Origin of the sequence: Streptomyces sp. NPDC012825 (assembly GCF_042900925.1) — a bacterium.
Taxonomy (GTDB): Bacteria; Actinomycetota; Actinomycetes; order Streptomycetales; family Streptomycetaceae; genus Streptomyces.
Genome location: NZ_JBIBBZ010000002.1, coordinates 396,278 through 423,237 on the forward strand (window position 1 = coordinate 396,278; position 26,960 = coordinate 423,237).

The following is a 26,960-nucleotide window of genomic DNA, read 5'->3' on the forward strand; positions in this document are numbered from 1 at the left end:
GAACGGTACCGGCCCCGCCATCGACCCCGCCGACCCCACCGGCCCCTCCACCGACCCCACCGACGTCTTCGTCGCCCACCGCAACCTCCTCTTCACCGTCGCGTACGAGATGCTCGGCTCCGCCGCCGACGCCGAGGACGTGCTCCAGGAGACCTGGCTGCGCTGGATCGAGGTCGATCCGGAGCAGGTGCGCGACCGGCGCGCCTATCTGGTCCGGATCACGACCCGGCAGGCGCTCAACCGGCTGCGCGCGGCGAGCCGGCGCCGGGAGGCGTACGTCGGGCAGTGGCTGCCCGAGCCGCTGCTGACCGCGCCGGACGTGGCCGAGGACGTCGAGCTCGCCGAGAGCGTGTCGATGGCGATGATGCTCGTCCTCGAAACGCTGTCGCCGACCGAGCGGGCCGTCTTCGTGCTGCGCGAGGCCTTCGGCGTCGGGTACGACGAGATCGCCGCCGCCGTCGACAAGACCCCCGCCGCCGTCCGCCAGATCGCGCACCGCGCCCGCCGGCACGTCGACGCCCGCCGGCCGCGCCGGGTGGTCTCCCCGTCCGAGGCCAGGACCGCCCTGGAGTCGTTCCGGCGGGCCCTGGAGACCCGGGACCTCCAGGGGCTCCTCGACGTGCTCGCCCCCGACGTCGTCCTGGTCAGCGACGGCGGCGGCGTCAAGCGGGCCGCGGTGCGGCCGGTCGTCGGGGCCGGGAAGGTGGCCCGCTTCTACCTCGGCGGCTCCGCGAGGGCCGGGTTCACGGTCACCGGCGAACCCACCTCGGTCAACGGCGACCCGGCCCTCGCCCTGCACCTGGACGGCGTGTTCGACGGCGTCATGGCGCTCCGGGTCGAGGACGGCCGCATCACCGGCCTGTACTACGTCCGCAACCCCGAGAAGCTGACCCGCGTCACGGCGGAGACCCCCCTCACCCTGCGGTGAGATCCTCCGGCAGGGGGCCTCGGCGGACCGGGCGGTCCAGCCGCACCTTCACGAGGGTGGTCTCCACGCCGCTGTCGACCAGACGGCCCTTCGCGTCGAAGGCCCCGGGGCCGTCCGTCATGCCGAAGTCGTTGTCGTTGAGGAGGACGAGGGTCGAGGAGCCCTCGACGGCCACGCCCTCGATCTTGCCGGGGACGCCCTTCACCGTGGTGAGGTCGACGACCAGCCTCTTCCGCAGGACGGGCACGCCCGCCGCCGCCGGGTCGTCGAGCTGCTCCAGGGTGGGCCGCGCGCCGGTGTCCCAGACGGAGCCGAGGATGTCGTCGGAGCGGCGGAGGCGGACCTCGTGGAGGCGGGCGGCCTTGTCGGTGCGCTCCTGGACGAGGAGGCGGTCGCCGCCGAGCGCGACGAGCGCGGACAGCTTCAGCTCGGAGGTCTTGGTCTGGCCGGGCTCGACGGTGCCGACCGGGTCGAAGCGGTAGGCGTACTCGGCGGTGACCCGGTTCTTCCGCGGGGAGAAGCGCAGCAGCCGGGTGGTGCGGGAGTCCTTGCCGGCGGCCTCGTCGGGGTGGAGCAGCGGGCTCTGGAGGCCGAGGACGAGGTCTCCGCCGGGGAGGAGCGCGAGCCCCTCGAAGCCGCGGTTGACCTTGCGCTGGAGGAAGACCGCGGGCAGCGACTCGACCACCGGGTAGTCGGCGCCGGTCAGCCCGAGGCCCTTCGGCACGTGGCGGGCGAGGACCCGGCCCTTCGCGGAGACGTGGACGAGGGAGGGGCCGTACTCGTCCACCAGCCAGAAGCCGCCGTCCCGGTCCCGCACGATGTCCTCGGTGTCCAGGCCGTTCGGGTCGTACGGGAGCGGGGTGGAGGCGTCGTACGTGTACGGGGCCTCGTCGCGGCCGGGCCGGTTGGACAGGCCGGTCACGGGGGCGCCGTGGGAGGTGGTGAGCGGGATGGTGTCGAGGACCCGGATCCGGCCGCCGGTGACGCGGATCTTCACGACGGCCGGGTCGAAGCCGGGCACGGGGAAGGTGCGGCGCTTGTCCTTGCCGAGCTCGATCTGGCCGTTGGGGCCGCGGTCGGTGACGGTCCAGTACTCGCCGCGCCGCTCCGCCGGGAACAGGTCGCTGCCGATGCCGCCCAGGTCGACGCCCCGGTCGTCCGCGACGCTGCCAGGGAGCACGCCGTTGCTGAACTCGGCCAGGGGGATGTCGGGCAGGGTCGCGGTGGCGACGACACGGCCGGCGGAGCCGGTGCGGTCGTCGTGACCGCGGTCCGCCGACGCCCCGTCCGCCGTCCCCCCGACCACCGTGAGGGCGAGCGCGGCGGAGAGCGGCAGGACCACGGCGGCGGGCCGGCGGCGCGGGAGGCGCGGAATCATCTGGGTGAACTCCCTCGGGACACATGGGAACTTGGAACGCGTGGGTACGTGAAGCACGTGAGTACGTAGGTACGTGAAGCACGAACGCGCGACGTACGAACGCGCGGGACGGCACCGGTGAAGGCCGCCGCTCCATGGTCTGTTTCCGGCCACAACGCGGGGCGACGGGCGGACGGCGCCGGGGCGATCCCCGGGTGAACGCGCGGGTCCGCCGCCCGCACCGCATCGCGCTCGCACCGCACTGCACCGCACCGCACCGCACCGCACCGCACCGCACCCAAGGACCGACACGAAAGCGCGTTCGACAGACCCTTCCGCGAGGAAGAATCGCCCCATGGCCATCACCCCGCGCGTCCTCAACCGCTCCACCCTCGCCCGGCAGTTGCTCCTCGCCCGCGAGCCGATCGGTGTCGAGGACGCCGTGCGGCGGGTGGTGGCCCTCCAGGCGCAGCGGCCGGGCTCGCCGTACGTGGCCCTGTGGAACCGGATCGCCGGCTTCGACCCGGAGCGGTTCGACGAGGCCCTGGACACGTTCCGGGTGGTCCGGTCGACGCTGATGCGGCTCACCCTCCACCAGGTGCACGCCGACGACTACCGGGCCTTCCGGGAGGCCATGGAGCCGACGCTGCGCGGCGGGCGGCTCCACGATCCCCGGTTCACGGCGGCCGGGTTCACGGCCGCCGACGCCGACGCGCTCCTGCCCGGCCTGCTCGACCACGCCTCGCAGGCGCGGACCGGGGCCGAGCTGCGGGAGCTGGTCGAGCGGGACCGGAGCGGGCCGGTGGCGCCCGTGGTCTGGCGGATGGTGCGCCAGTACGCCCCGCTGTGGCACGCGCCGACGGGCCCGCCGTGGGCGTTCGGGAGCGCGCAGTCCTTCGTCGCGGCGGCCGAACGGCCCTCGCTCGCCGACCCGGAGGCGTCCGCCGCCGGTCTGGCCGTCCTGCTGCGGCGCTACCTGGAGGGGTTCGGGCCTGCGTCCGTGGCGGACATGGCGCAGTTCACGACGGCGCCCCGGCGCCTGGTGCGCGAGGCGGTGCGGGCCCTGGAAGGGGGGCTGGAGCGGCTGGAGGGGGCCGACGGCACGGTGCTGTACGACGTCCCGGGGGCACCGCTCCCCGACGCGGAGACCCCGGCCCCGCCGCGCCTCCTCGCCATGTGGGACAGCGTCCTCCTCGCGTACGCGGACCGCTCCCGGATCATCCCGCCCGCGTACCGCAAGCACGTGATCCGGGTGAACGGCGACACGCTGCCGGCGCTCCTCGTGGACGGGTACGTCGCCGGGGTCTGGCGGCCGGTCGAGGGCGGGATCGAGGCCTCGGCCTTCCACCCGCTGCCCGCCGGGACCTGGGCGGACCTGGCCGCCGAGGCCTCGGCGCTCGGCGGCTTCCTCACCGCCCGGGACCCGCTGGTCTACCGCCGCTACGACCACTGGTGGGCCAAGGGCCTCCCGGCGGCGGAGACGCGGATGCTGCCCACGGGCTGACCGGCGACCGGGGCACGGGGGTTGCACACGGCCCCCGCCCCCGCCCCCGCCACCCCCATTGCCAGGCGCCGGAAGTGCACATATCTTCGAGGCCACACCTACGGACCGGGATGCTCGTCAGTCCCGGGGCGGTCCGCCGTTCACGGACCGGACGGCGGGGAGCGGACCCTCGGGACGACGGGGACGCTGGACGCCGGGCGTACGGGATATCCGTATCCACGTACCCGCAGGAGCTGAGCAGCACATGAGCAAGCACGTCCTGGCACAGAACCAGTACGGCAAGGCCGAGAACCGGATCGTCACCGTGACCCGCAAGGGCGACGACGGGGCCTGGCACGAGATCCGCGACCTGAACGTGTCGGTGGCGCTGCGGGGCGAGTACCGCGACGTGCACCTGACGGGCGACAACGGCAACTGCCTGCCGACCGACACCACCAAGAACACGGTGTACGCCTTCGCCAAGGAGCACGGCGTCGCCTCCCCCGAGGCCTTCGCGATCCACCTCGCCCGGCACTTCGTGACCTCGCAGCCGGTCGTCCACGAGGCGCAGATCCGGGTCGAGGAGTTCGCCTGGGAGCGGATCCCGGTCCCGACGCGCAAGGAGCAGCACTCCTTCGTCCGCAAGGGCCAGGAGGTCCGCACCGCGCAGGTCACGTATTCGGAGACCACCGGCCTCCAGGTCCTGTCGGGCCTCAGGGAGCTGACGGTGATGAACTCGACCGGCTCCGAGTTCCACGGCTTCATCAAGGACAGGTACACGACGCTCCAGGAGGCGTACGACCGGATCCTCGCGACCAAGGTCACCGCCCGCTGGGCCCACTCCGCCACAGCCGCGGCCGACCCGGAGCACGACTGGGACCGTTCGTACGAGAAGGCGCGCCGGCACATGCTGGAGGCCTTCGCGGAGACGTACAGCTACTCGCTCCAGCAGACCCTGCACGCGATGGCGGACCGGGTCCTGGACCACGTTCCCACGGTCAACGAGGTGCGGCTCAACCTGCCGAACAAGCACCACTTCCTGGTGGACCTGGAGCCGTTCGGCCTGAAGAACGACAACGAGGTGTACTTCGCGGCCGACCGGATGTACGGCCTCATCGAGGGCACCGTCCACCGCCAGGGAGTCCAGCCGGTGATCGTGACCAGCGACTGGATCACCGCCTGAACGGCGGGCGCCGGGCGCGTCGGGGCGAGGCGCACGGTCCGGGTTCCCGGCCTGGGGCCTTGACCGGCCCGGCCCGTGTCGCCTCGCTCCGCGATGGTCCGGCCACGCAGGGCGACGGGTCAAAGCCCGGCCGGTGAGTCTGTCAGATCCCCGCGGGGCCCTTCGGAGGGCTCCGCGGGGATCTGTCGTGTGACGGCGGAGAGGGCTGTGACCTGCGCGGAAGGGGGGAGAGGTGGTCCGGCCACCATCCGGCGGCCGATTCGGGTGCCGGGTACACCTCGTCCCCGGGGGCGGTGCCGGGAGACGGTGGTGGTGCAGCGGGAAGGAGCTGCGCAACCTTCGGGCAGGAGTCTCGTGAGTACATCCGTCGCAACCAGGCGCAGGGCCACCGCGGGGGCCGTCGCCCCGGCCGTCCCCCTGGCCACCGTCAGGTCCGTCGGCGCGGCCGGTGCGCGCGAGGACGTCTACGCCGAGCTGTGTGCCGCGCTCTTCTCCGGCTTCGCCCGCCGCGACCAGCGCCTGAAGGCCGAGCAGTACCTGCACGGTCTGCTCACCGCGCAGGGCCGCAAGTCGATCCGCAACATCGCCGCGCAGATCGGCGGTCCGGCGGCCGAGCAGAGCCTGCACCACTTCGTCTCCAGCTCCACCTGGGACTGGCAGCCGATGCGGGCGGCACTGGGCCGGTACCTGGAGCGCAACGGCTGCCCGCAGGCCTGGGTGGTGCGGCCCATGCCGATCCCCAAGGCCGGGGAGCACTCCGTGGGCGTGGACCGGCGCTTCGACCCGGAGCGCGGGCAGGTCTTCCACGGGCAGCAGGCCTTCGGCGTGTGGTTCGCGGGCGAGGAGCTGAGCGTCCCGGTCAACTGGCGCCTGTTCCTGCCGGACCCCTGGGTGAACGACCGCACGCGGCGCGACCGCGCGGAGGTTCCCGAGGAGGCCGGCGAGGAGACCCTGGAGGAGTGCGCGGTCGCGGCGGCGCTCGACACCGCCCGCTGGTCCGACGTCACCCGCAAGCCGGTGCTCATCGACATCCGGGGCGGCGCGGGCCGTGCGGCCCTCACCCGGCTCGCCGGGGCCGGGGTGCCGGTCGTGGCCCGGATCGGGCCGGGTTCCCGGCTCGCGATCGCGGACCGCTCGCTGCCCGGCTTCGGGGCGGGCCCGCTGTCCGCCGTGCAGATACTGGAGTCCCTCAAGGGACTGCGCAGGCCGGTGAGCTGGGTGGACACGGTGGGCGGCGTGCGGACCTCGCGGACCTCGCTCGCCACGGCCGTACGGGTGGCGCTGCCGACGCCGGGCGGGGAGCGGATGCGTCCGCTGGTGCTGCTCGGCGAGTGGGACGACCCGCGGCGGGCCCCGGCCCGGGTGTGGATCAGCGACCTGACCGGTTCGCCGGTGGGCACCCTGCTGCGGCTGACCAAGCTGACCCGCCGGGTGGAGCGGGACTTCGCGGAGGTCGGGGAGGGCGCGGGCCTGCGGGACTTCGTGGGCCGCTCGTTCCGCGGCTGGCACCGGCACATCACCCTGGCCTCGGCGGCCCACGCGGCGACGGTCCTGGCCTCGCAGTGGGAGTCGGGCCTCGGCTCGACGCGGGGGTACGACGCGGGCGCGGCGCGGGGGTACGGGCCGGGCGCGGCGCAGGGGTACGGCTCGGGCTACGGTTCGCGGCGCTCGGCGAGCTGAGGTCCCCGGCCGGCCGCCGCACTCTCACGAACGGCGGCCGGTCCTCGTCGGACACAGCTCTCCGCCGGGCGCCCCACTCCGACGAACGGCGGCCGGCCCCCGTCAGGCGCCGCGCTCCGGCGGGCGGGTCGGTTCGGGGGCCACGCGGTCGCGGGCCAGGGCCTCCCGGGTGCGCTGGAGCCGGAGCGCGAGCTGGACCTCCAGGACCTGGCCGGGCTTCTGCCACTCGGGGCCGAGGAGTTCGCCGATCCGCTCCAGGCGGCGGGAGACCGTGTTGGGGTGGACGTGCAGCGCCTCGGCCGCGTTCGTCGGGCTGCCGCCCGAGGCGAAGTACGCCTCCAGGGTGTGCGTGAGGTCGGTGAACCGCTCGGCGTCGTAGTCGAGGACGGGCCCGATGGCCGACTCCACGAAGCCGTCCACGTCGTTGTCGTCGGAGAGCAGCAGCCCCAGGAAGCCCAGGTCCCGCACGGAGGCCGCCGAACCGGTGCCGCCGAGGGCGCTCATCGCGTCGAGGCAGCGCCAGGCCTCCCGGTGCATCCGCCCGACGGCGTCCGGGCTCCAGCCGGGTCCGGCGGAGGCGACGGAGACGGGGTGGCCGAGCAGCGGGGAGAGTTCGGCGGCGACGGCGCGGGCGGCGGCCGAGGCGTCGTCCCCCGGCAGCAGCAGCACGAGGCAGCCGCCCTGCACGGTCTTCAGACCGGAGAGGCGGTACGCGTACGAGGACGCCCACACGACCGCCCGGCCCTGCTCGCCGCCCTCGGGCCGGGCGAGCACGAGGACGTGCGGCCGGCGCAGGTCGACGCCGAGGCGGCCGGCCCGCTGGGCGATCTGCTGGGGGGCGTGCGGCGGGTCGGCGATGAGGTCGTCGAGGAGTTCGTCGCGGACGGGGCCCTCGGCGACGGCCGTGGAGCGCCGCATGAGGAGGAGGAAGGCGACGGACTGGGCGGCGAGTTCGAGGAGCCGTTCGTCCTCGCCGGTGAGTCCGCCGGCGGCGTGGACGACGAGACCGCCGAGGTCCTCGGAGCCCGCGATGACGGGCGCGACCCAGGTGTCGTCGGCGGCGAGGACCGGGCGGCGGCGGGCATGGGCGTCGAGCGAGGCCTTCTCGACGGCCTCCTCGACGGCCTCCTCGTCGAGGCCGGGGACCTCGCCGATGGCGGCGAGCGACCGGCCGCCGGGGTCGCGGATCAGGACGCTCGCGTCGAGGGCGTCGGCGGCGGCCTTGGCCACGTTGCACAGGTCGCCGCCCGACAGGACGAGGTTCATGATGCGGCCGTGGGCCTCGCTGACGTGCCGCATCCGGGTGAGCCGGGTGCGCACCCGGGAGCTGTCCCGCTCCAGTTCGGAGACCTCGGCGCGGGTGCGGTCGAGGAGGCCGGCCTTCTCGACGGCGAGGGCGGCCAGGTCCGCGAGCGCGGCGAGGAGTCCGATCTCCTCGGCGGTGTGGTGGCGGACGCGCCGGTCCGCCCCGAACAGGGTGCCGATGACGGTGTCGCCGCTGCGCAGCGGCGCGGCCACGATCGCGTGGAGGCCCTCGGCGCGCAGGGCGGCTTCGGCGGCCTCGTCGAAGGCGGGGGCGTGGACGCCCGCGTCGAGGGAGCCGGAGGGGGCGAAGCGCTCGTCGGCGAGGTAGTCCGGGGTCCAGACGGGCTCGCCGTGGAGCTGGACGGCGCCGCCGAGCCCGTACCCCTCGGCGATCCCGAGGCCGGGGGCGAGGCGCGGTCCCCCGGCGCGGCCGGGGCGGGTGCCGTCGGTGGTGTGGACGTAGCAGGCGCCGTGCGGGCCGCGCAGGGTGACGTACGCCAGGTCGAGGCCGAGGAGCCGGCGGGCGCGGCGGGTGATGACGTGCAGCAGGCCGTCGAGGTCGTAGGAGAGGGTCAGGTCGCGGGCGGTGTCGGTGAGGGCGTCGAGTCCGGCCTCGCGGCGCGCGTCGTGGGCGCGTTCGGCGTGGACCCGGCCGGCGAGGGCGACGGCCCGCTCCAGGCGGTCGAGGTCCGCGCGGCCGAGGCCGCCGCGGCGGGCCTCGTCGAGGAGGGCGTCGAAGCGGGCGGGCGGGGCCTGCCGGGCGAGGAGTTCGAGGACCGTGAGCAGCGCGTCGGCACCACCGGCTCCGTCCGCGCCGTGCGTGGTCATGGTCCAGGCCCCCGTATGTCGAGCGAAATCGGGCACCTCGGAGGAAACCCGTCCTGCCCGCCGAAACTAATTCGGCTTCGGAAGGCGGTCAACGGTGAGCTGCCGCACTTCATTCCCCCCCGGGGAGCCGGGAGGGGCCGGGCGGCGGCCCGTTCCGGTGCTCGGCCGTGGTCCGCCGGACGGGCCCGGTCGCCCGTCAGCCGAAGGAGCCGGCCGGGACGAGGCGGGGGCGGTGCGGGGTGTACTGGGCAGGGACGCGGAGGCCGAGGGCGGGGGCGACTCCGGTGTGCCGCACGGCCAGCACCGAGCGCTGGAGGCGACGCAGCCGGGCCGAGGGCTCCATGCCGCTCTCCGCCTTGAGGGCGAGGCGCAGCCGCTCGTACACGGTGAGGGCCTCCTCGTGCCGGGCGCAGCGCAGCAGGGCGACCATGAGGTGGGCGTGGAGGGGCTCGTTGGTGCGGTGGCGGGCGACGAGTCCGGTGAGTTCCGGGACGAGTTCGGCGTGCCGGCCGAGGCCGAGCTGCGCTTCGAGCCACTGGTCGAGGACGCTGAGCCGGGAGGTTTCGAGGCGCTCGATCTCCTTGCGGAGGCGGGGTCCGGCGGCGACGCCCGCGTAGGGGTCGCCGCGCCACAGGGCGAGGGCCTCGCCGAGTCTGAGCGCGGCGCGCGGGAGGTCGCCGGCCTCCATGGCCCGGTAGCCGGCGCCGGCCGCGCGCTCGAACTGCCAGACGTCGTGGGCGCCGCCGCCGGTGTCGAGCCGGTAGCCGCCGGGCTGGGAGACGAGGACCGCGTCGGCGGTGCGCCGGTCGGACCAGCCGGTCCGCGGGTCGGCGGGGCCGGTGTCGCGCAGGGCGTCCGCGACGAGGGCGCGCAGCCCGGTTATGTGGGCCTGGAGCTCCGCGCGGGCGCCGCGCGGCGCGCCGGACGGCCACAGCTCCTCGGTCAGGACCGTCACGGGGACGACCTGGTCGGCGCTGGCCGTGAGCAGGGCGAGCAGCTGCCGGGGGGCTGCCGCCGTCGGGGTGATCGACACCCCGTTCTCACGTACCGACAGTCCCCCCAGGATCCGGACGTCCACCTTGCCCCCTCAGTGCCTGTGCGGTGTCTGCGCGCGGGATGACTCTCGATGATTAGAAAAGACCCCCGTAGGCATGTCAATAAGAAACCGGAGGGTACGGAATCACCTCCCGGGATATCGGGGTGATTCACCCCCTTTGTCGTGCTATTGGGGCGTCGGGTTTTCGTCACTGGCCGAGATCCCACCCGTGGCGAAAGACTGTTTCCGGACTCGGAGGTACGCTTTCGGGGGTCCTCCGGGGGGTGCGGGGGTGTCCCCACCCTCGACTTCCCGCCACAAACAGACGGCCCGGTACGGTTCCGGACGGGGCGCCTCCTAGAGCACGGCGGCGGCGGTGAGCAGGCCGAAGGAGACCGCGATCAGGGCCGTGCGGGCGCGGTGGAAGGCGTTCCAGCGCCCCTCGAAGGCGGCCCGGACCGCCGCGGGGTCGCCCGCGGGGGCGCCCGCCAGGGCGTTGTTGAGGGGGACGTTGCCGCCGAGGGTGACCAGGTGGTTGAGGACCGCGCACACGAGCCCCGCGAGGAGGAGCCACTTCTGTGCGTCCGTGCGCCCGTCGACGGGGACGAGGAGCGCGGCGGCGGGGAGGGCGGCCACGCCGAGGAAGACGGTGAGGAACACGGCCCTCGGCACGTACTCGTTGATCCGGCGCATCGCCGTGACGAACTCCGCGTCCGTCAGCCGGGCGAGCGCGGGCATGACCCCGGTCAGGAAGATCAGCAGGAAACCGGCGTAGAGACCGGTGCAGACGACGGAGAGGGCGAGCAGCAGGGCGGCCATGCGGCCATTCTGTCCCGCTGCCCCCCCCACGTGAGGCGTACGCGTCAGGTGTACGGGCGGGCGCGCACCGGCCGTACGGGTCGGGTGCGGCCGCCCGCGCGCCCCGGGCGCCGTCAGCTGTACGGGTCGCCCGAGCGCAGCTCCCCCTCCCCCGTCCGGCCCGGCTCCGACGGGGCGTCCGCCGGGCCGCGCAGGGTCTCCGCCCGCCGTACCGACTCGGCGAGTTCCCGCACCACCGCCGAACCCGACCGCCCGGCGATCGCGTCGGCGTGCCGCGCGAGCGTCCCGAGCGCCGGCGTGCCCGGCAGCGCGCCGCCCCGCAGGGCGTCCGCGAAGTAGGCGGCGATCGCGGTCAGTTGCAGACTGTCGTGGCCGCCGCCCCAGATGTCGGCGGTCAGCGCGCCGGTCGCGACGGTGCCGGAGCGCTCGCGCGGGGCCCGGGTGGCCGGATCGAGCCAGCGGACGGTGGCGGTGGCGACGGTCCCGGTCACCCCGGGCCTGGTCCGCACCGCGTACAGCGCGGTGACCGTGTGCCCGGCGCCGATCTCGCCGCCGTCGACCCGGTCGTTCCGGAAGTCCTCGTCGGCGACCTCCCGGTTCCCGTACCCGATCAGCCGGAACTTCTCGACGGTCCGCCGGTCGAAGGCGACCTGCGCCTTGGCGTCGCGGGCGCGCAGTTCGACGTGGGCGGGCAGCTGGTCGACGAAGACCTTGCGGGCCTGCGCCGCGTCGGCGACGTACGTCGTCTGGCCGTCGCCCCTGTCGGCGAGCTTCTCCATGAACGCGTCGCCGAACTCGCTGCCGACGCCGACGCCGAAGAGGGTGATCCCGTACTCCCGGCGCTCCTCCTCGATGCGGGCGAGGATCGTCTCCGCCTCGGTGGCGCCGGTGTTGGCGAGGGCGTCGGAGAGCAGCACGACCCGGTTGGTGGCGCCCTTGCGGTGGCCCTCGACGGCGACGTCGTAGCCGGTGCGGACGCCGGCCTCGACGTTGGTGGACGCGCCGGTCCCCAGGGAGTCGACCACCTCGCGGATCCGGTTCCGGGCCTCGCCGACGCGGGTCATGGGCAGCCGGGTCTCGGCCTCGGAGCTGAAGGTGACGAGCGCGATCGAGTCGTCGTCGCGGAGCTCGCCGACCAGGAGTCCGAGGGACTCCTTGACGAGGTCGAGCCGCCCCGGTTCGTCCATGGAGCCGGAGACGTCGACGACGAAGGTGAGCGCGGCGGGCGGGCGTTCGCCGCTCCGGTCCGCGCCCCGGGTGGCGAGCCCGACCCTGACCAGGGACCAGCCGTCCCGTCCGGTGCGGGCGCCGTCGAGGGTGACGCCGAAGCCGTTGTCGGCGGGACGCTCGTAGTTCGGGCGGAAGCTGTTGACGAACTCCTCGGGGCGCACGGTCGCCGGGTCGGGCAGCCGCCCCTCGGCGAGGGCGCGGCGGGCGTACCCGTACGAGGCGGTGTCCACGTCCAGGGCGAAGGTGGACAGGTAGTCGGGCGCGGGCGACGGGGCCCGCTGCTCGCCCTCCTCGGGGGCGGCCGTCCCGCCGCGCCCGCCGTCGGGGAGGGCGGGCGCGGTGCGGCCGCCCTCCTTCGCGCTCCGGTCGGCGGTGCCCCCGTCGCCGGACGCGCCGCAGCCCGTGAGGGCGATCCCGGCGGCGAGCAACCCCGCGATCACGGCCGGAAGCCGGGTCCCGCGGGGCCGGGGCCCGCTCGTCTCTCGTCGTTCCATGTCCATCTCCCCCTCTTCGCACGGCACTTGTGAATGTGACGAACGGGGGCGCCGGAAAGAGCAGTCGAAGTGGTTGCGGATGGATCTCGATGCGGCAACGGCGGGACGGGCGAACCTCCGATGGCATGGATTCGCCATCCTTCTCAACAGGGGTTGTCACCGTGTGCAGTCACATGCGTACATGGAGTGGACATCGATCGGCGGGGGTGGTCAGCGGTGGCAGAGAGCGCGGGCTCCGTGATGCTCGCCCGTTCGGCGATGAACCGGGCCGTGACCGAGGGACAGCGGCCCGCGGGGCGTCCGGTCCGGGGAGCGCGGCGCATCAGTGCCGCGCTCGCCGGGCTGGCCGCCTCCACCCGGCACGAGCTGCTGACCTTCGACGACCCGGTCGCGTCCGCGGAGTACGCGATCCCCGAGCCGTTCCTGGAGCTGGCGGGAGCGTGCATGCGGGCCGCGGCGGAGCGGGCCGAGGAGGTGCGGAGGATCGTCCCGAGACACGCGCTGCCCCGGATCGAGGGCGGGTTCCGGATCCCCGGCCGGGCCCGTCTGACGGAGTCGATCCCGTTCAAGATGGTCCTGGTCGACCGGACGGTGGCGGCGGTCCCGCTCGATCTGGAGCTGTTCTACAACGGACTGCTGCTGATCCGCGACCCGGTGGTGGTGCGGGCCCTCGTCCGGGCCCACCAGGTCTGCTGGGCACTGGCCGAGGACCCCGCGGCGTACACGGTGCCGTCCCCGTCCCCGCCGCCGGACGACCTGCCGCCCCAGCTGCGGCCGGTGCTCGACGCCCTCGTCGCGGGGCTCACGGACGAGACGGCGGCGGCCCGGCTCGGCATGTCCGCGCGGACCTACAGCCGCCGGGTCGGCGAGCTGATGGCGGCCCTCGGCACGACGAGCCGCTTCCGCGCGGGTGCGGAAGCGGCTCGAAGGGGGTGGTTGTGAGGGGCGCTCACCCGGTCGGGACACGATGTCCCTTCGCTCAGGACACGATGTCCTTGCGGGCGAAGCCCCGGAAGGCGAGGGCGAAGAGGACCAGGGCGTAGGTCAGGGAGATCGCCGTGCCCTTCACCATGCCGCCCCACTCCAGCTGGGGCTGGAGCGCGTCGATCCAGGCGAACTGCCAGTGCGCGGGCAGGAAGTCGCGCCAGTCGCCGAGCGCGGTGACGGCGTCCAGGACGTTGCCGACGATGGTCAGGCCGACGGCTCCGCCCACCGCGCCGAGCGGGGCGTCGGTGCGGGTGGAGAGCCAGAAGGCGAGTCCGGCGGTGACCAGTTGGGAGGCGAAGACGAAGGCGGTGGCGATCGCGATCCTGAGCAGGGCGTCCCCGGCCGGCACCGAACCGCCGGTCGGCAGCCGGAGCGGCCCCCAGCCGTAGGCGACCGTGCCCGCCACCAGGGCCACCAGCGGGAGGAGGACCATCGCGGCCGCGCTGTAGGCGAGCGCGACCGCCAGCTTGGAGGCGAGGAGCCGGGACCGGGGCACGGGCGCGGCGAGCAGGTACCGCAGCGAGGACCAGCTCGCCTCGGAGGCGACCGTGTCCCCGCAGAACAGCGCCACGGGGACGACGAGGAGGAAGCCGGCCGAGACGAAGAGGCAGGTGGCGGCGAAGTTGGCGCCCGAGGTCGTCGCCGTGTCGATCAGGGTGACGCGGCCCTCGCGGTCGCCGTCCCCGGTGCCGCCGATGGCGAAGGCCGCGATCAGGACGAACGGCAGGGCGACCAGGATCGCGCCCATCACCAGGGTGCGGCGCCGCTTCCACTGGCGCAGGGCCTCGACGCGCAGGGGCAGGGTGCGTCCGGGGCGGTAGCCGGGGGCGGACTCCGCCGCGTCGGCGGGCCCCTCGGTCGGCAGGGTGCTGGGGGTGGTGCTGCTCATGCGGCTCCTCCTCCGATCAGGGTCAGGAACGCGTCCTCCAGGCGCCGGTGCGGTCCGACCCCGGTCAGCGGCACGTCCAGGCGGACGAGTTCGCCGATGAGGGCGGTCGCGTCGGCGCCGTCGAGCCGGACCAGGAGTCCGCCGTCGGTGCGGGCGGCCGAGCCGACGCCGGGCAGGGCGCCGATCTTCTCGACGAGGGCGTCGGGGACGGGCGGGACGGGGGTGCCGTCGGGGGTGCGTTCGGCGAGGGTGACGAGGAGGGTGTCGCCGGAGCCGGTGATCTCCGCGACCGGCCCGGCCTGCACCAGCTGCCCCCGGTCCATGACGACGAGGTGGGTGCAGGACTGCTCGACCTCTGCCAGGAGGTGGCTGGAGACGATGACGGTGCGGCCCCCGGCCGCGTACCGGATCATCACCTCGCGCATCTCGCGGATCTGCGGCGGGTCGAGGCCGTTGGTCGGCTCGTCGAGGATCAGCAGGTCCGGCAGGCCGAGCATGGCCTGGGCGAGGGCGAGGCGCTGCCGCATGCCCTGCGAGTAGGTGCGCACGGCGCGTTCCAGGGCGCCGCCCAGGTTCGCGATCCGCAGGGCCTCGTCGACGTGGGCGTCCTCGGCGGGGCGGCCGGTGGCCTTCCAGTACAGGTCGAGGTTCTCCCGGCCCGACAGGTGCGGCAGGAAGCCGGCGCCCTCGACGAAGGCGCCGACGCGGGAGAGGACCGGGGCGCCGGGCCGGATCGCCTGGCCGAAGACCCGGATCTCGCCCTCGTCGGGAGCGATGAGGCCCATGAGCATGCGCAGGGTGGTGGTCTTGCCGGCGCCGTTCGGACCGAGGAGGCCGAGGACCTGCCCCTGCTCGACGCGGAAGGAGAGGTCCTTGACGCTGTATCGCTCGCCGCCCTTGTACTTCTTGGACAGGCCGGTGATCTGGAGCGGTACGGGGGCGAGTTCCGGGTCAGGCGCGGGGGCGGCGGTCCTGCGACGGGCGGTGAGGAGCAGGAGGGCGGCGACGGCGAGGCCGATCAGCGGCAGGCCCCACACCCACCAGGGCAGGGCGGCGGCCTGGGTGGCGAGGCCGGGCGCGGTGGGGACGGTGAGCGGCCCCTGGACGGCGACGGTGTAGGCGGCGGGGGCGGCCGGGGAGGCGTAGCCGAGGTCGGTGGCGGCGACGACGAGCCGCAGCCGGTGTCCGGCCTCCACCTCGTGGTCGATCGCGGGCAGCGTCAGGGTGACGTCGCGGCCCGCCCGGGCGCCCTCGACGCGGACGGGGGCGACGAGCTGGGCGGGCAGCACCTGCTGCCGGCCGTCGGGGCCGACGTCGTACACCTTGGCGAAGAGGACGGCGGAGCCGTCGGCGGCGGTCGAGGCGACCCTGACGCGGACGGTCGGCGCGCCGGTGATCCGGACCGCCCCGGTCTGCGGCTTCGCGTCGAAGCGGGCGTGCTGGCCGGGGAGGTCGAGGGAGAGGCCGACGCCGAGGGAGGAGAGGCCGGAGAGTCCGCCGCCGAGGCCGGGGACGGCGGAGACGGAGGGCGGCGCGCCGCCCGGCGGATTGGCGAAGGTCTGCGGCGGCCCGGCGAGAGCGAGGGCCGTGGTGCCGGAGGCGAGGCCCGGGTAGCGGTCGGCGGTCGCGGCGCGCAGGGTCGCCCGGCCGTTGGTGGAGTCGACGCCGCCGGTGCGGCTGACGCGGAAGGCGGGGCCGGTGTCGGCGGAGGCGTCCCGCTTCAGCCACCGGTCGAACCAGGCGCCGACGCGCCGCTCGACGCGCTCGGTCTCCTGGTCGCCGCCGTCGTGGCCGCCGGAGGTCCAGTCGACGGCGACCGGGGCGCCGTTGGCGGCGAGGGTCCGGGCCATGGCGTCGGACTGGGCGAGGGTGAAGAGCGAGTCGGCCTGCCCCTGGACGAGCAGGGCGGGCACCTTGATCCTGTCTCCGACCGCGGAGGGACTGCGGGCTTCGAGCAGCGCGCGGGCGGCGGCGTCGGGCTTCCCGGAGACGGCGACGCGCTGGTAGAGCGCGCACAGCTCGGCGCTGAACCGGCCGCAGGCGGGCGCCCTGGCGACGGCCTTCCCGTCCCCGGTGGCGGGGGCCTCCCCGGTGGCGGGGGCCTCCCCCGCGCCCGGACCGGGTCCGGCGCCGTTCCCGGCGGAGAAGAAGATCCCGGCCCAGAGCTTCTTGAAGACGCCGTCGGGGAAGAGGGCGTCGGCGAGGTTCCAGTACGTGATCCGGGGGGCGATCGCGTCGACGCGCGGATCGTGTCCGGCGGCGAGCAGGGAGATCGCGCCGCCGTAGGAGGCGCCGCTGACGCCGACGCGCGGATCGCCCGCCTTGTCGAGGAGGACCTCGGGCCGGCCGGCGAGCCAGTCGATCAGCCGGCTGACGTCCTTGACCTCGTGATCGGGGTCGTTGAGGCCGATCTCCCCGGTGGAGGCGCCGAAGCCGCGGGCGGACCAGGTGAGGACGGCGTACCCGTCGCGGGCGAGGCCCTCGGCCTGGGCGCGGACGTCGTCCTTGGAGCCGCCGAAGCCGTGGCCGAGCAGGACGGCGGGCCTGCGCCCGTCGCCGTCGCCGGTGAAGTACGAGGTGTCGAGCCGTACGCCGTCGACGTCGAGCGTCCGGTCCGCGCGGTGCACGGGCGGTGGATCGTCCGAGGCGACGGCGGTCCAGGTGCCGGCACCCGCGAGGACGGTGAGCGCGGCGGTGACCGCGGCCCACCGGGGAAGTCGGAGTCGCATGGTCCCGAGCCTAAGCGGCGCCCCCGTGGACCACGGCTCCCGAAAGGCGGAGGTCCCGCACCTCCTGGGGTCGTACGGAGTACGGTCCGCGTACCGCAGGCGCGGTACGAGGGCCCAGGGAGGAAACGTGATCGAGATCCGGCGGGCGACGACGGTGGCCGAACTGGTCGCGGCGGAGCACCTCTACGACGGCCCGGCGCGGGAGGAGTGGGCGGCCCGCTTCCTGGCGGCGCCGGGGCACCTGATGCTGATCGCCTACACGGAGGACGGCTTCCCGGCCGGTTTCGTGTCCGGGGTCGAGATGACCCACCCGGACAAGGGCACGGAGATGTGCCTCTACGAACTGTCCGTGGCCGAGACGCACCGGCGCCACGGCACGGGCCGCGCCCTGACGGAGGCCCTCCTCACGGCGGCCCGGGAACGCGGCTGCCACGGCGCCTGGGTGGGCGTGGACACGGACGACGCCCCGGCCCTCGCGACCTACCGCGCGGCGGGGGCGGCGGACGAGGGGGTGTTCGCGATGCTGGGCTGGGAGCTCCCGGAGTGAGGAGACCCGGGGCCCCGGAGCGCGGTCGCCGCACTCCGGGGCCCCGGGCGTCCGCCCGCGTCAGTGGTTGCGCGGGAAGCCGAGGTCGACGCCGGTCGGGGCCTCGGAGGGGTCGGGCCAGCGGGTGGTGACGACCTTGCCCCGGGTGTAGAAGTGCACGCCGTCGTTGCCGTAGATGTGGTGGTCGCCGAAGAGCGAGTCCTTCCAGCCGCCGAAGGAGTGGTAGCCCACCGGGACCGGGATCGGGACGTTGACGCCGACCATGCCGGCCTCGACCTCCAGCTGGAAGCGGCGGGCCGCGCCGCCGTCGCGGGTGAAGATCGCGGTGCCGTTGCCGAACGGCGAGGCGTTGATGAGGGCGAGGCCCTCCTCGTACGTCTCGGTGCGCAGCACGCACAGGACCGGGCCGAAGATCTCGTCCTGGTAGGCCTTGGCCGTGGTGGGGACGCGGTCGAGGAGGGAGAGGCCGATCCAGTGGCCGTCCTCGTGGCCCTCGACGGTGTGGCCGGTGCCGTCGAGGACGACCTCGCAGCCCTCGTCCGCCGCGCCGTGGACGTAGGAGGCGACCTTGTCGCGGTGGGCGGCCGTGATGAGCGGGCCCATCTCGGAGGTCGGGTCGTTGCCGGGGCCGATCTTGATCTTCTCGGCGCGCTCGCGGATCTTGTCCACCAGCTCGTCGGCGATCGAGCCGACCGCGACGACCGCCGAGATCGCCATGCAGCGCTCGCCGGCGGAGCCGTACGCCGCCGAGACGGCCGCGTCGGCCGCCGCGTCGAGGTCGGCGTCCGGCAGGACCAGCATGTGGTTCTTGGCGCCGCCGAGCGCCTGGACGCGCTTGCCGTTGGCGGAGGCGGTGGTGTGGATGTGCCGCGCGATGGGGGTGGAGCCGACGAAGGAGATCGCCGCCACGTCCGGGTGCTCCAGGAGGCGGTCCACGGCCACCTTGTCGCCGTGCAGGACGTTGAAGACGCCGTCCGGCAGCCCGGCCTCGGCGAGCAGTTCGGCGATCTTCAGGGACGGCGAGGGGTCCTTCTCGCTCGGCTTGAGGATGAAGGTGTTGCCGGTCGCGATGGCGATCGGGAACATCCACATCGGCACCATGGCCGGGAAGTTGAAGGGCGTGATGCCCGCGACGACGCCGACGGGCTGGCGGATGGACGCCACGTCCACGCGGTTGGAGACCTGGGTGGAGAGCTCGCCCTTGAGCTGGGTGGTGATGCCGCAGGCCAGGTCGACGATCTCCAGGCCGCGCGCGACCTCGCCGAGCGCGTCCGAGTGCACCTTGCCGTGCTCGGCGACGATCAGCTCGGCGATGGCGTCGCGGTTCGCGTCGAGCAGCGCGCGGAACTTGAAGAGGATCGTGGTGCGCTGGGCCAGCGAGGAGGTGCCCCAGGTGGCGAAGGCCTCCTTGGCGGCGGCCACGGCCGCGTCGACCTCCTCGACGGAGGCGAGCGCGACCCGGGTGGTCACGGCGCCGGTGGCCGGGTCGGTGACCGGACCCCAGTTGCCCGACGTGCCCTCGGCGGTCTTGCCACCGATCCAGTGGTCGACGGTCTTGACGGTGTTCGTCATGACGAAATGCTCCTTCAGAGATGGCGGCGTCGGGCGGTGACGTGCCGGTCGTACTCCTCCCGGGCCTCGACCGCCGCCTCGCGGGTCGCGGTCCCGGCCACGGGCACATCCCACCACGCCGGGGCCGGGGGCGGGCCCGACACTGTGTCGGGCGTTTCGGTCTCGACGTAGACACATGTGGGAACCGTCGCCGCCCGCGCCTCCTTCAGGGCTTCTCGCAGGTCACGGACGGTACGGGGGCGCAGCACCCGCATGCCGAGGGAGGCGGCGTTGGCGCCGAGGTCGACGGGGAGCGGCGGTCCGGTGAAGCCGCCGTCCGCGTCCCGGTACCGGTAGTCGGTGCCGTACCGCTCGGCCCCGACGGCCTCCGAGAGGCCGCCGATGGAGGCGTACCCGTGGTTCTGGAGGACGACCAGGCGCAGCGGCAGGCGCTCCTGCACGGCGGTGACGATCTCGGTGGGATTCATCAGGTACGTCCCGTCCCCGACGAGCGCCCAGACGGGCCGGCCGGGGGCGGCGAGGAGGACGCCGATCGCGGCGGGGATCTCGTATCCCATGCAGGAGTAGCCGTACTCGACGTGGTACTGGTCGGCCGAGCGGGGCCGCCACAGCCCGTGGAGGTCGCCCGGGAGCGATCCGGCGGCGTTGATCAGGATGTCGCTCGCGTCGACCAGGGTGTCGAGTGCGCCGAGGACCTGGGTCTGGGTGGGGCGGGCGTCCTCGTCGGGGGCGGCGTACGCGGTGTCGACCCGGCGCTGCCAGTCCCGCTTGGAGGCCGCCCACCTCCCCGTGTCCCGGCGGTGGCCGCCCAGGGCCTCCGTGAGGGCGGTCAGGCCCTCGCGTGCGTCGGCGACGAGCGGCAGCGCGGCCTGCTTGTGGGCGTCGAAGCCGGTGACGTTGAGGTTGAGGAAGCGGACGCCCTCGGGGAAGAGGGTGCCGGAGGCGGTGGTGAAGTCGGTGTAGCGGGTGCCGACGCCGACGACGAGGTCGGCGGTACGGGCCAGGGCGGCGGCGGTCTCCGTACCGGTGTGGCCGACGCCGCCCACGTCGCAGGGGTGGTCGTACGGCAGGACGCCCTTGCCGGCCTGGGTGGTGGCGACGGGCAGGCCGGTCCGTTCGGCGAAGGTCCGCAGGGCCTCCTCGGCGCCGCTGTGCCTCACCCCGCCGCCCGCGACGACCAGGGGCCGCTCGGCGGCCCGCACGGCCCGCACGGCCGCGTCGAGCTCGTCCCGGTCGGGGCGGGGGCGGCGGACGCGCCAGGTCCGCTCGGCGAAGAACTCCTCCGGCCAGTCGTACGCCTCCGCCTGCACGTCCTGGGGCAGGGCGAGGGTCACGGCACCGGTCGCGACCGGGTCGGCGAGGACCCGTACGGCTTCCAGGGCGGCCGGGACCAGGGCCTCGGGGCGGCCGACCCGGTCGAAGTACACCGAGACGGGCCGCAGGCAGTCGTTGACGGACACGTCCCCCGCGTACGGGAGTTGGAGCTGCTGGAGGACGGGGTCGGCGGGCCGGGTCGCGAAGGTGTCGCCGGGGAGGAGCAGGACGGGCAGGTGGTTGATCGTGGCGAGGGCGGCGCCGGTGACGAGGTTGGTGGCGCCGGGGCCGATGGAGGTGGTGACGGCGTGCGCGGAGAGGCGGCGGGACTGGCGGGCGTAGCCGACGGCGGCGTGGACCGTGGCCTGCTCGTTGCGGCCCTGGTGGAAGGGCATGAGCGCCGGGTACTCGACGAGCGCCTGGCCGATCCCGGCGACGTTCCCGTGGCCGAAGATCCCCCAGGTGGCGGCGATCAGGCGGTGGCGCTCGCCGTCGCGCTCGGTGTACTGGGCGGCGAGGAAGCGGACGAGGGCCTGGGCGGTGGTGAGCCGGACGGTGCTCATGCGCGCCTCCGTGCGTGCTGCGGGGCCGTACGGACGCCGCTCATGCGGACCTCCGCGTGTGCGCTCGGGCCGGCCGGGTGTCGCTCATGCGGACCTCCGCGTGCGTTCCGGGGCCGGTCGGGTGTCGCTCGTGCGTACGCCTTCCTTCACGCGTACCCCTCCGTGTGTTCCGGGTGGAAGCTGATCCTCCACTCTCGTTCGGGTCCGGGGCCCGCCATGACGTTGAGGTAGTAGAGGTCGTGGCCCGGCTGGGCGATCGAGGGGCCGTGCCAGCCGTCGGGGACGAGGACGGTGTCGCCGTCGCGGACCTCGGCGAGCAGGTCGGCGCCGCCGGGCCGGGAGGGCGAGATCCGCTGGTAGGCGAGGCCGTGCGGTCCCCGGACCTCGTAGTGGTAGATCTCCTCCAGGACGGATTCGGCGCCGGGGAGGTGCTCGTCGTGCTTGTGCGGCGGGTAGGAGGACCAGTGGCCGCCGGGCGTGACGACCTCGACGGCGATGAGCCGGTCGCAGGCGAAGGCGTCGGCGGAGGCGAAGTTCCGCACCTCGCGGGCGCGGTCGCCGCTGCCCCGGGTCTCGACGGGAACCTCCGGCGCGGGACCGTAGCGGGCGGGGAGTCGTCGCCCGCACTTCGCTCCTGCCAAAGCGAAGCGGCCCCCCGCGCCGGAGGCGATCTGGGTGTGGGCGTCGCGCGGTACGTAGGCGAAGTCGGTCACTCCGTCGAACACGCCTACCCGGCCACGGAGTTCGAAGATCTCGCCTTCGACGCGCACGCTACAGGCACCGGCCAGCGGAAGCACGGTCCATTCGAAATCCCCGCTCTCGAAGGAGTGGGTCTCCCCCGGCCCGAGGGTGAGGACGCGGAGCGCGGCGTACGTCCATCCGGCCCGCTCCGGGTCGACGTCGACCGCGTACGGCCCCCGGGCGGCGGTCCCGGCGGGGAGGTGGAGGGACGGGGGACGGGGTGCGGGGCGCTCGGGGCCGGGGACGGGGCTCATGGCGGACATCCCTACCCCCTTTCCGGGATCGTTCCCGTGCCCGTGGCGAGCGCTTCGGCGATCTCCGCCGGGTCCGGCATGGCGGAGGAGCAGGCGAGCCGGCCCGCGACGATCGCGCCGGCGGCGTTGGCGTGGCGCAGGGTCCGTTCGAGGTCCCAGCCGGCGAGGAGGCCGTGGACGAGCGCCCCGCCGAACGCGTCGCCCGCGCCCAGGCCGTTGACGACCTCCACCGGCAGGGGCGGCGCCTCGGCGCGGGTGCCGTCGGCGGCGAGCGCGAGGACGCCCTTCGGGCCCTGTTTGACGACGGCGAGCCGGACGGTGCCGCCGTCGGAGGCGAGCAGGGCGCGGGCGGCGGCGTCCGGGTCGCGCTCCCCCGTCGCGACCTCGCACTCGTCGAGGTTGCCGACGGCGACGGTGGCGTGGCGCAGGGCCTCCGCGTAGTACGGGCGGGCCTCGGCCGGGTCCGTCCAGAACATCGGCCGCCAGTCCAGGTCGAGGACGGTGGCCTCCCCCGCGCCGGACCTGGCCCGCAGCGCCTCCAGGGTGGCGGTGCGGCTCGGCTCGGCGCACAGGCCGGTGCCGGTGGCCCAGAAGACCCGGGCGGCGCGGATCGCGTCGAGGTCCAGCTCGTGCGGGTGGATCTCCAGGTCGGGGGCCCCGGGCAGCCGGTAGAAGTAGAGCGGGAAGTCGTCGGGCGGGAAGACCGCGCAGAAGGTGAGGGGGGTGGGGAGGGCGGCGACCTCCGTCACCCAGCGGTCGTCCACGCCGAAGCCCGCGAGCTCCCGGTGCAGGTAGGCGCCGAAGGGGTCGGCGCCGGTGCGGGAGACGAGCGCGGTGCGGCGGCCGAGCCGGGCGGCGGCGACGGCCACGTTGGCCGGGGAGCCGCCGAGGAACTTGCCGAAGCTCTCGACCCGGTCGAGCCCGACGCCGGTCTGGAGCGGGTAGAGGTCCACGCCGAGGCGCCCCATGGTGATCAGGTCGTACGGCTCCGTCTCCACGCGCCGCCTTTCTCCCTCGGTACCGCCCCCGGATCCGGTTCCCTACCCGGAGGGTGTCGACGACATGTCCGGACATGCGGATCACCGGCGCGCTTGACGGTGCTCCCGGCCGGGTTCAGGGTGGCTGTCATGTCGAAGCCGTCCCCGCAGCCGTCGACCCCGTCGGCCCCCTCCAGGATCCGCGTCGGTTCCGCCCCGGACTCGTGGGGGGTGTGGTTCCCCGACGACCCCCGGCAGGTGCCCTGGCAGCGGTTCCTCGACGAGGTGGCGGGCGCGGGGTACGAGTGGATCGAGCTCGGTCCGTACGGCTATCTGCCCACCGATCCGGCGGTCCTCGCGGAGGAGACCGCCCGGCGCGGCCTGCGGGTCTCGGCGGGGACGGTCTTCACCGGCCTGCACCACGGCCCGGACGTCTGGGACCGGACCTGGGCGCACGTCGCCGAGAACGCGGCCCTGGCGCAGGCGATGGGGGCGGGCCACCTGGTCGTCATCCCGTCGTTCTGGCGGGACGACCGGACCGGCGAGGTCCTGGAGGATCCGGTCCTGACCGCCGGTCAGTGGCGGGACCTGACCCGCCTGACGGAGCGTCTGGGCCGGGAGGTGCGCGAGCGGTACGGTCTGCGGATCGTGGTCCATCCGCACGCCGACACGCACCTGGACGGCGAGGAGAGCGTGACGCGCTTCCTCGACGCCACCGACCCGGAGGCCGTCTCGCTCTGTCTGGACACCGGGCACTACGCGTACGCCGGCGGGGACAGCGTCGAGCTGATCGAGAGCTACGGGGAGCGGATCGGCTATCTGCACCTGAAGCAGGTCGACCCGGCGGTCCTGGCGGAGGTGGTCGCCGGGGGGACGCCGTTCGGCCCGGCGGTGGCGCGGGGCGTGATGTGCGAGCCGCCGTCCGGGGTGCCCGCCCTGGAGCCGGTGCTCGCCGCCGCCCGCGCCCTGGACGTGGACCTCTTCGCGATCGTCGAGCAGGACATGTACCCGTGCGACCCGGACGCCCCGTACCCGATCGCGCTGCGGACCCGGGGCTTCCTCCGCTCCTGCGGGGTGTGACCGGGCCCGTACCGCGCGCATACCGCTCCGGCCCGGGGTGGCGCACGCGGACACACCGGCGGCCCGATGCGTCACTTCCGTCACGTGTGTCCCTCCTTCGTCACGGTTCTCTCCGTTACGCGGGTTTCCCGTCACAGGCGCGTGACAGCCGCTCCCTTCCCGTCTGAGGGGGTCGTTGCAGGGGGCACAGGCTCAGTGATCGCCAACGCCCACCCGCAGCGCCCCCGAACGGCACCCCCGCCGCCGCTGCGCGGTGCGCAGGGAGGTACCAGGCATGACGGACAAGAAGCTCTGGTCGTACAAGGACATCGCGGCGCACATCCGGGTGCAGCCGGACACCGTCCGCTCCTACCGGAAGCACGGGCTGCTCCCGCCGCCCGACCACGTCGAGTCGGGCAAGCCCTTCTGGTACGCGGACACGATCCGCGCCTGGGTCGCGAGCCGCCCCGGCAATCGGGGCCGCCGCGACTGACCCCGTCCTCGTACGCGCCCGGCGCCGGGTCCCGGATCCCCTCCGGGACCCGGCGTCCTGTCTCCGTCGTGACGGGGTCAGCGGGCGGCGCTGTACTCCTTGTCCCTGCCGTCGATGGTCTCCTCCGAGGCGGCGGGGGCGGCCGGGGGCCGGGCCGGGGCGTCCGACTCGCCGACGCCGAAGCGGTCGTGGAAGCGGCGCAGCGGTCCCGGGGCCCACCAGGTGAGGCGGCCGGTCAGCTTCATCACGGAGGGGACGAGGAGGCTGCGGACCACCATCGCGTCCATGAGGACGGCGAGGGCGACTCCGAGGCCGAGCATCTTGGTGTTGGTGACGCGGGCGGTGCCGATGGCGACCATGACGACGGCGAGGATGACGGCGGCGGCGGTGATGAGGCCGCCGGTGCGGCTCAGGCCGAAGCGGACGGCGTGCTCGTGGTCGCCGGTGGCGTCGTACTCCTCCTTGATTCGGGAGAGCAGGAACACCCCGTAGTCCATGGAGAGTCCGAAGGCCACGCAGAACATGAGCACGGGCAGGGTGGTCTCGATGTCGCCGGTGGGGGTGAAGCCGAGGAACCCGGAGAGGTGTCCCTCCTGGAAGACCCACACGACGGCGCCGAACATGGCCGTGAGGCTCAGGGCGTTGAGGACGACGGCCTGGACCGGGACGAGGACGCTTCCGGTCAGCAGGAACACCAGGAGCAGGGTGACGAGGACGATGATCCCCGCCGCCAGGGGCAGCCGCTCGCCTATGGCGTCCTGGGAGTCGACCAGGACGGCGGCCGGTCCGGTGACGGAGGTGGCGAAGGGGGCCTCGGCGGCGCGCAGTTCGCCGACGACCCGCTGGGCCCCGGCGCCGACGGCCTCGCCGTCGGGCACGACGGTGAAGTAGGCGCGGGCGGGGGCGCCGCCCGCGGTGACCGGCCCGTCGGCCCGGCCTACGCCGTCGAGGGCCGCGATCCGCTCGCGGTAGGCCGCGTACTGGGCGGGGGTGGCCGGCCCCTCGGCGAGGACGGTGATCCCGCCGCCGGGGTCGCCGGGGAAGCCGTCCCGCAGCTCGTCCTGGACGACCCGGGAGGAGGCGGTGACGGGGAGCTGGCGGTCGTCCGCCGTACCGAACTTCACCCCCAGGAAGGGCAGTCCGAGGAGGACGAGTCCGGCGGTGGTGAGGACGGCGAAGACGGGTGCTTTGCGCATCACCGGGCCGGCGGCGCGCGCCCAGCCCGCGCCGGAGGCGTCCTTCCGGGGTTCCGGGCCGCGCCGGACCAGGCGCCGCACGTCGAGGGCGTCGACCCGGTGGCCGAGCAGCACGAGGGCCGCCGGGAGCAGGGTGAGGGCGGCGGTGGCGGCGAGCAGGACGACCGCGATCCCGGCGTACGCGAAGGAGCGCAGGAAGTACTGCGGGAAGACCAGCATCGCGGCGAGCGAGACGGCGACGGTCAGGGCGGAGAAGAGCACGGTCCGCCCGGCGGTGCGCAGGGTGGCGCGGACGGCGGTGTGCGTGTCGGCGCCGGCGGCGAGCTCCTCGCGGTAGCGGCGGACGACGAACAGGGCGTAGTCGACGGCGAGTCCGAGGCCGAGCGCGGTGGTCAGGTTCTGCGCGAAGACGGAGACGTCGGTGAACTCGGTGAGGCCGCGCAGGATCGCGTTGGTGCCGAGGACGGCGACGATGCCGACGCCGAGGGGCAGCAGGGCGGCGACGGCGCTGCCGAAGACCATGACGAGCAGGACGAGGGTGAGGGGCAGGGCGATGAGCTCGGCCCTCAGCAGGTCCTCCTCGATGAGCGTCTGCATCTCGTGGCGGACGGCGAGCTCGCCGCCCAGCGAGACCTCCACGGGGCCGTGGGCGCCCCGGTAGGCGGGGGCGATCCGGTCGAGGACGGCCGCCGCCTCCTTCTCCTCGCCGGTGATCCGGGCGGCGATCACGGCCTTGCGGCCGTCCTCGGAGCGGAGGGCGGGCGAGCCGGTGGACCAGTAGGAGCCGACGCCCTCGACGCCCGCTTCGGCGTCGAGCCGCCCGGCGAGGCGCCGGGCCTCGGCGGCGACGGCCGGGGCGTCGGTCCCGGCCGTGCCGGAGTCGACGAGGAGGAGCAGGTTCGGCCGGGAGCCCGGGAAGTGCCGCTCCAGGGCCTCGGAGGCGTACGTGGACTCGGCGGCCGGGTCCTCCCAGCCGCCGCTGCCCATGCGGTCCGCGACCCCGCCACCGGCCAGGACGGCGAGGGCGGTGAGCACGAGGGCCACGAGCAGGGTGATCCGGGGCCGCGCGGTCACGAACCGCGTCCAGCCTCCGATCCGGGACCCGGCAGCGACTCCCACCCCACCCCCGCCTGGGGCTTCTCCCCCGTCACCCACCCCGCCCGGTGCTGTTTTCTTGACTTCGGCCATGACGCGGTGTCCCCTTCACCTGACCCGTGCGCACACGCTTCCCGGCAGGACGCACGGGTCACCCCTTGCCATAGACTGGCAAACGCGAGCGATCACTCGTGTTTTCCA

General features: G+C 74.6%; 20 protein-coding genes. 8 read left to right on the forward strand and 12 right to left on the reverse strand.

Features of this window, described 5'->3' with window-relative positions; genetic code table 11:
• The first annotated feature begins 19 nt into the window (after nucleotides 1–19).
• Nucleotides 20–928, forward strand: coding sequence for an RNA polymerase sigma-70 factor (locus ACFY7E_RS07310; protein ID WP_389482226.1), 909 nt, complete (start codon nucleotides 20–22; stop codon nucleotides 926–928).
• On the opposite strand, the gene ACFY7E_RS07315 is transcribed toward ACFY7E_RS07310, so the two are convergent.
• On the reverse strand, nucleotides 915–2,306 hold the full coding sequence (locus ACFY7E_RS07315) for an esterase-like activity of phytase family protein (protein WP_389481711.1): 1,392 nt from the start codon (nucleotides 2,304–2,306) through the stop codon (nucleotides 915–917). The genes ACFY7E_RS07310 and ACFY7E_RS07315 overlap by 14 nt on opposite strands.
• A gap of 334 nt (nucleotides 2,307–2,640) precedes the next feature.
• Between ACFY7E_RS07315 and ACFY7E_RS07320 the strand changes: the two genes are divergently transcribed.
• From ACFY7E_RS07320 to ACFY7E_RS07330, 3 genes are all read left to right on the forward strand, one after another.
• On the forward strand, nucleotides 2,641–3,789 hold the full coding sequence (locus tag ACFY7E_RS07320) for a winged helix DNA-binding domain-containing protein (RefSeq protein WP_389481713.1): 1,149 nt from the start codon (nucleotides 2,641–2,643) through the stop codon (nucleotides 3,787–3,789).
• Nucleotides 3,790–4,033: 244 nt separating this feature from the next.
• Nucleotides 4,034–4,951, forward strand: coding sequence for a factor-independent urate hydroxylase (gene pucL / locus ACFY7E_RS07325; RefSeq protein WP_389481715.1), 918 nt, complete (start codon nucleotides 4,034–4,036; stop codon nucleotides 4,949–4,951).
• A gap of 354 nt (nucleotides 4,952–5,305) precedes the next feature.
• A complete protein-coding gene (locus ACFY7E_RS07330) occupies nucleotides 5,306–6,631 on the forward strand; it encodes an IS701 family transposase (RefSeq protein ID WP_389481717.1) in 1,326 nt (441 codons plus the stop codon).
• 102 nt (nucleotides 6,632–6,733) lie between these two features.
• On the opposite strand, the gene ACFY7E_RS07335 is transcribed toward ACFY7E_RS07330, so the two are convergent.
• The 4 genes from ACFY7E_RS07335 to ACFY7E_RS07350 form a co-directional block, all read right to left on the reverse strand.
• On the reverse strand, nucleotides 6,734–8,764 hold the full coding sequence (locus tag ACFY7E_RS07335) for a helix-turn-helix domain-containing protein (RefSeq protein WP_389481719.1): 2,031 nt from the start codon (nucleotides 8,762–8,764) through the stop codon (nucleotides 6,734–6,736).
• A 196-nt stretch (nucleotides 8,765–8,960) separates the two neighbouring features.
• Complete coding sequence (locus ACFY7E_RS07340) at nucleotides 8,961–9,842, reverse strand: BTAD domain-containing putative transcriptional regulator (protein ID WP_389481721.1); 882 nt, start codon at nucleotides 9,840–9,842, stop codon at nucleotides 8,961–8,963.
• A gap of 315 nt (nucleotides 9,843–10,157) precedes the next feature.
• Nucleotides 10,158–10,619 (reverse strand): DUF1772 domain-containing protein, encoded by a 462-nt coding sequence (locus tag ACFY7E_RS07345; RefSeq protein ID WP_389481723.1) that lies wholly within the window; start codon nucleotides 10,617–10,619, stop codon nucleotides 10,158–10,160.
• Nucleotides 10,620–10,732: 113 nt separating this feature from the next.
• Nucleotides 10,733–12,343, reverse strand: coding sequence for a von Willebrand factor type A domain-containing protein (locus ACFY7E_RS07350; protein WP_389481725.1), 1,611 nt, complete (start codon nucleotides 12,341–12,343; stop codon nucleotides 10,733–10,735).
• A 216-nt stretch (nucleotides 12,344–12,559) separates the two neighbouring features.
• Between ACFY7E_RS07350 and ACFY7E_RS07355 the strand changes: the two genes are divergently transcribed.
• A complete protein-coding gene (locus tag ACFY7E_RS07355; protein WP_389481728.1) occupies nucleotides 12,560–13,285 on the forward strand; it encodes a DNA-binding response regulator in 726 nt (241 codons plus the stop codon).
• A gap of 37 nt (nucleotides 13,286–13,322) precedes the next feature.
• On the opposite strand, the gene ACFY7E_RS07360 is transcribed toward ACFY7E_RS07355, so the two are convergent.
• Both ACFY7E_RS07360 and ACFY7E_RS07365 read right to left on the reverse strand, forming a co-directional pair.
• Entirely contained in the window at nucleotides 13,323–14,219 is an 897-nt protein-coding gene (locus ACFY7E_RS07360) for an ABC transporter permease (protein WP_389481731.1), read from the reverse strand.
• Nucleotides 14,216–16,948 carry an alpha/beta fold hydrolase gene (locus tag ACFY7E_RS07365; protein ID WP_389481733.1) on the reverse strand — a complete coding sequence of 911 codons (2,733 nt, stop codon included), beginning with the start codon at nucleotides 16,946–16,948 and terminating at the stop codon, nucleotides 14,216–14,218. Before ACFY7E_RS07365 ends, ACFY7E_RS07360 begins: the two co-directional genes overlap by 4 nt.
• A 130-nt stretch (nucleotides 16,949–17,078) precedes the next feature.
• On the opposite strand from ACFY7E_RS07365, the gene ACFY7E_RS07370 reads away from it, so the two are divergent.
• A complete protein-coding gene (locus ACFY7E_RS07370) occupies nucleotides 17,079–17,495 on the forward strand; it encodes a GNAT family N-acetyltransferase (protein WP_389482228.1) in 417 nt (138 codons plus the stop codon).
• A 60-nt stretch (nucleotides 17,496–17,555) separates the two neighbouring features.
• Here the strand turns inward: ACFY7E_RS07370 and mmsA are convergent, their stop codons facing one another.
• The 4 genes from mmsA to iolC all read right to left on the reverse strand — a co-directional run bounded on the left by mmsA (nucleotide 17,556) and on the right by iolC (nucleotide 22,907).
• Nucleotides 17,556–19,067 carry a CoA-acylating methylmalonate-semialdehyde dehydrogenase gene (gene mmsA, locus ACFY7E_RS07375; protein WP_389481736.1) on the reverse strand — a complete coding sequence of 504 codons (1,512 nt, stop codon included), beginning with the start codon at nucleotides 19,065–19,067 and terminating at the stop codon, nucleotides 17,556–17,558.
• Between the two features lie 14 nt (nucleotides 19,068–19,081).
• Nucleotides 19,082–20,944, reverse strand: coding sequence for a 3D-(3,5/4)-trihydroxycyclohexane-1,2-dione acylhydrolase (decyclizing) (gene iolD / locus ACFY7E_RS07380; RefSeq protein ID WP_389481738.1), 1,863 nt, complete (start codon nucleotides 20,942–20,944; stop codon nucleotides 19,082–19,084).
• A 146-nt stretch (nucleotides 20,945–21,090) separates the two neighbouring features.
• On the reverse strand, nucleotides 21,091–21,939 hold the full coding sequence (gene iolB / locus ACFY7E_RS07385) for a 5-deoxy-glucuronate isomerase (RefSeq protein WP_389481741.1): 849 nt from the start codon (nucleotides 21,937–21,939) through the stop codon (nucleotides 21,091–21,093).
• An 11-nt stretch (nucleotides 21,940–21,950) separates the two neighbouring features.
• Nucleotides 21,951–22,907 carry a 5-dehydro-2-deoxygluconokinase gene (gene iolC, locus ACFY7E_RS07390; RefSeq protein ID WP_389482231.1) on the reverse strand — a complete coding sequence of 319 codons (957 nt, stop codon included), beginning with the start codon at nucleotides 22,905–22,907 and terminating at the stop codon, nucleotides 21,951–21,953.
• Nucleotides 22,908–23,066: 159 nt separating this feature from the next.
• Between iolC and ACFY7E_RS07395 the strand changes: the two genes are divergently transcribed.
• Complete coding sequence (locus ACFY7E_RS07395) at nucleotides 23,067–23,996, forward strand: sugar phosphate isomerase/epimerase family protein (RefSeq protein WP_389481744.1); 930 nt, start codon at nucleotides 23,067–23,069, stop codon at nucleotides 23,994–23,996.
• A 274-nt stretch (nucleotides 23,997–24,270) separates the two neighbouring features.
• Entirely contained in the window at nucleotides 24,271–24,468 is a 198-nt protein-coding gene (locus tag ACFY7E_RS07400) for a helix-turn-helix transcriptional regulator (protein WP_383441081.1), read from the forward strand.
• 77 nt (nucleotides 24,469–24,545) lie between these two features.
• Here the strand turns inward: ACFY7E_RS07400 and ACFY7E_RS07405 are convergent, their stop codons facing one another.
• Nucleotides 24,546–26,852 carry an MMPL family transporter gene (locus ACFY7E_RS07405; protein WP_389481748.1) on the reverse strand — a complete coding sequence of 769 codons (2,307 nt, stop codon included), beginning with the start codon at nucleotides 26,850–26,852 and terminating at the stop codon, nucleotides 24,546–24,548.
• Between the last annotated feature and the right edge of the window lie 108 nt (nucleotides 26,853–26,960).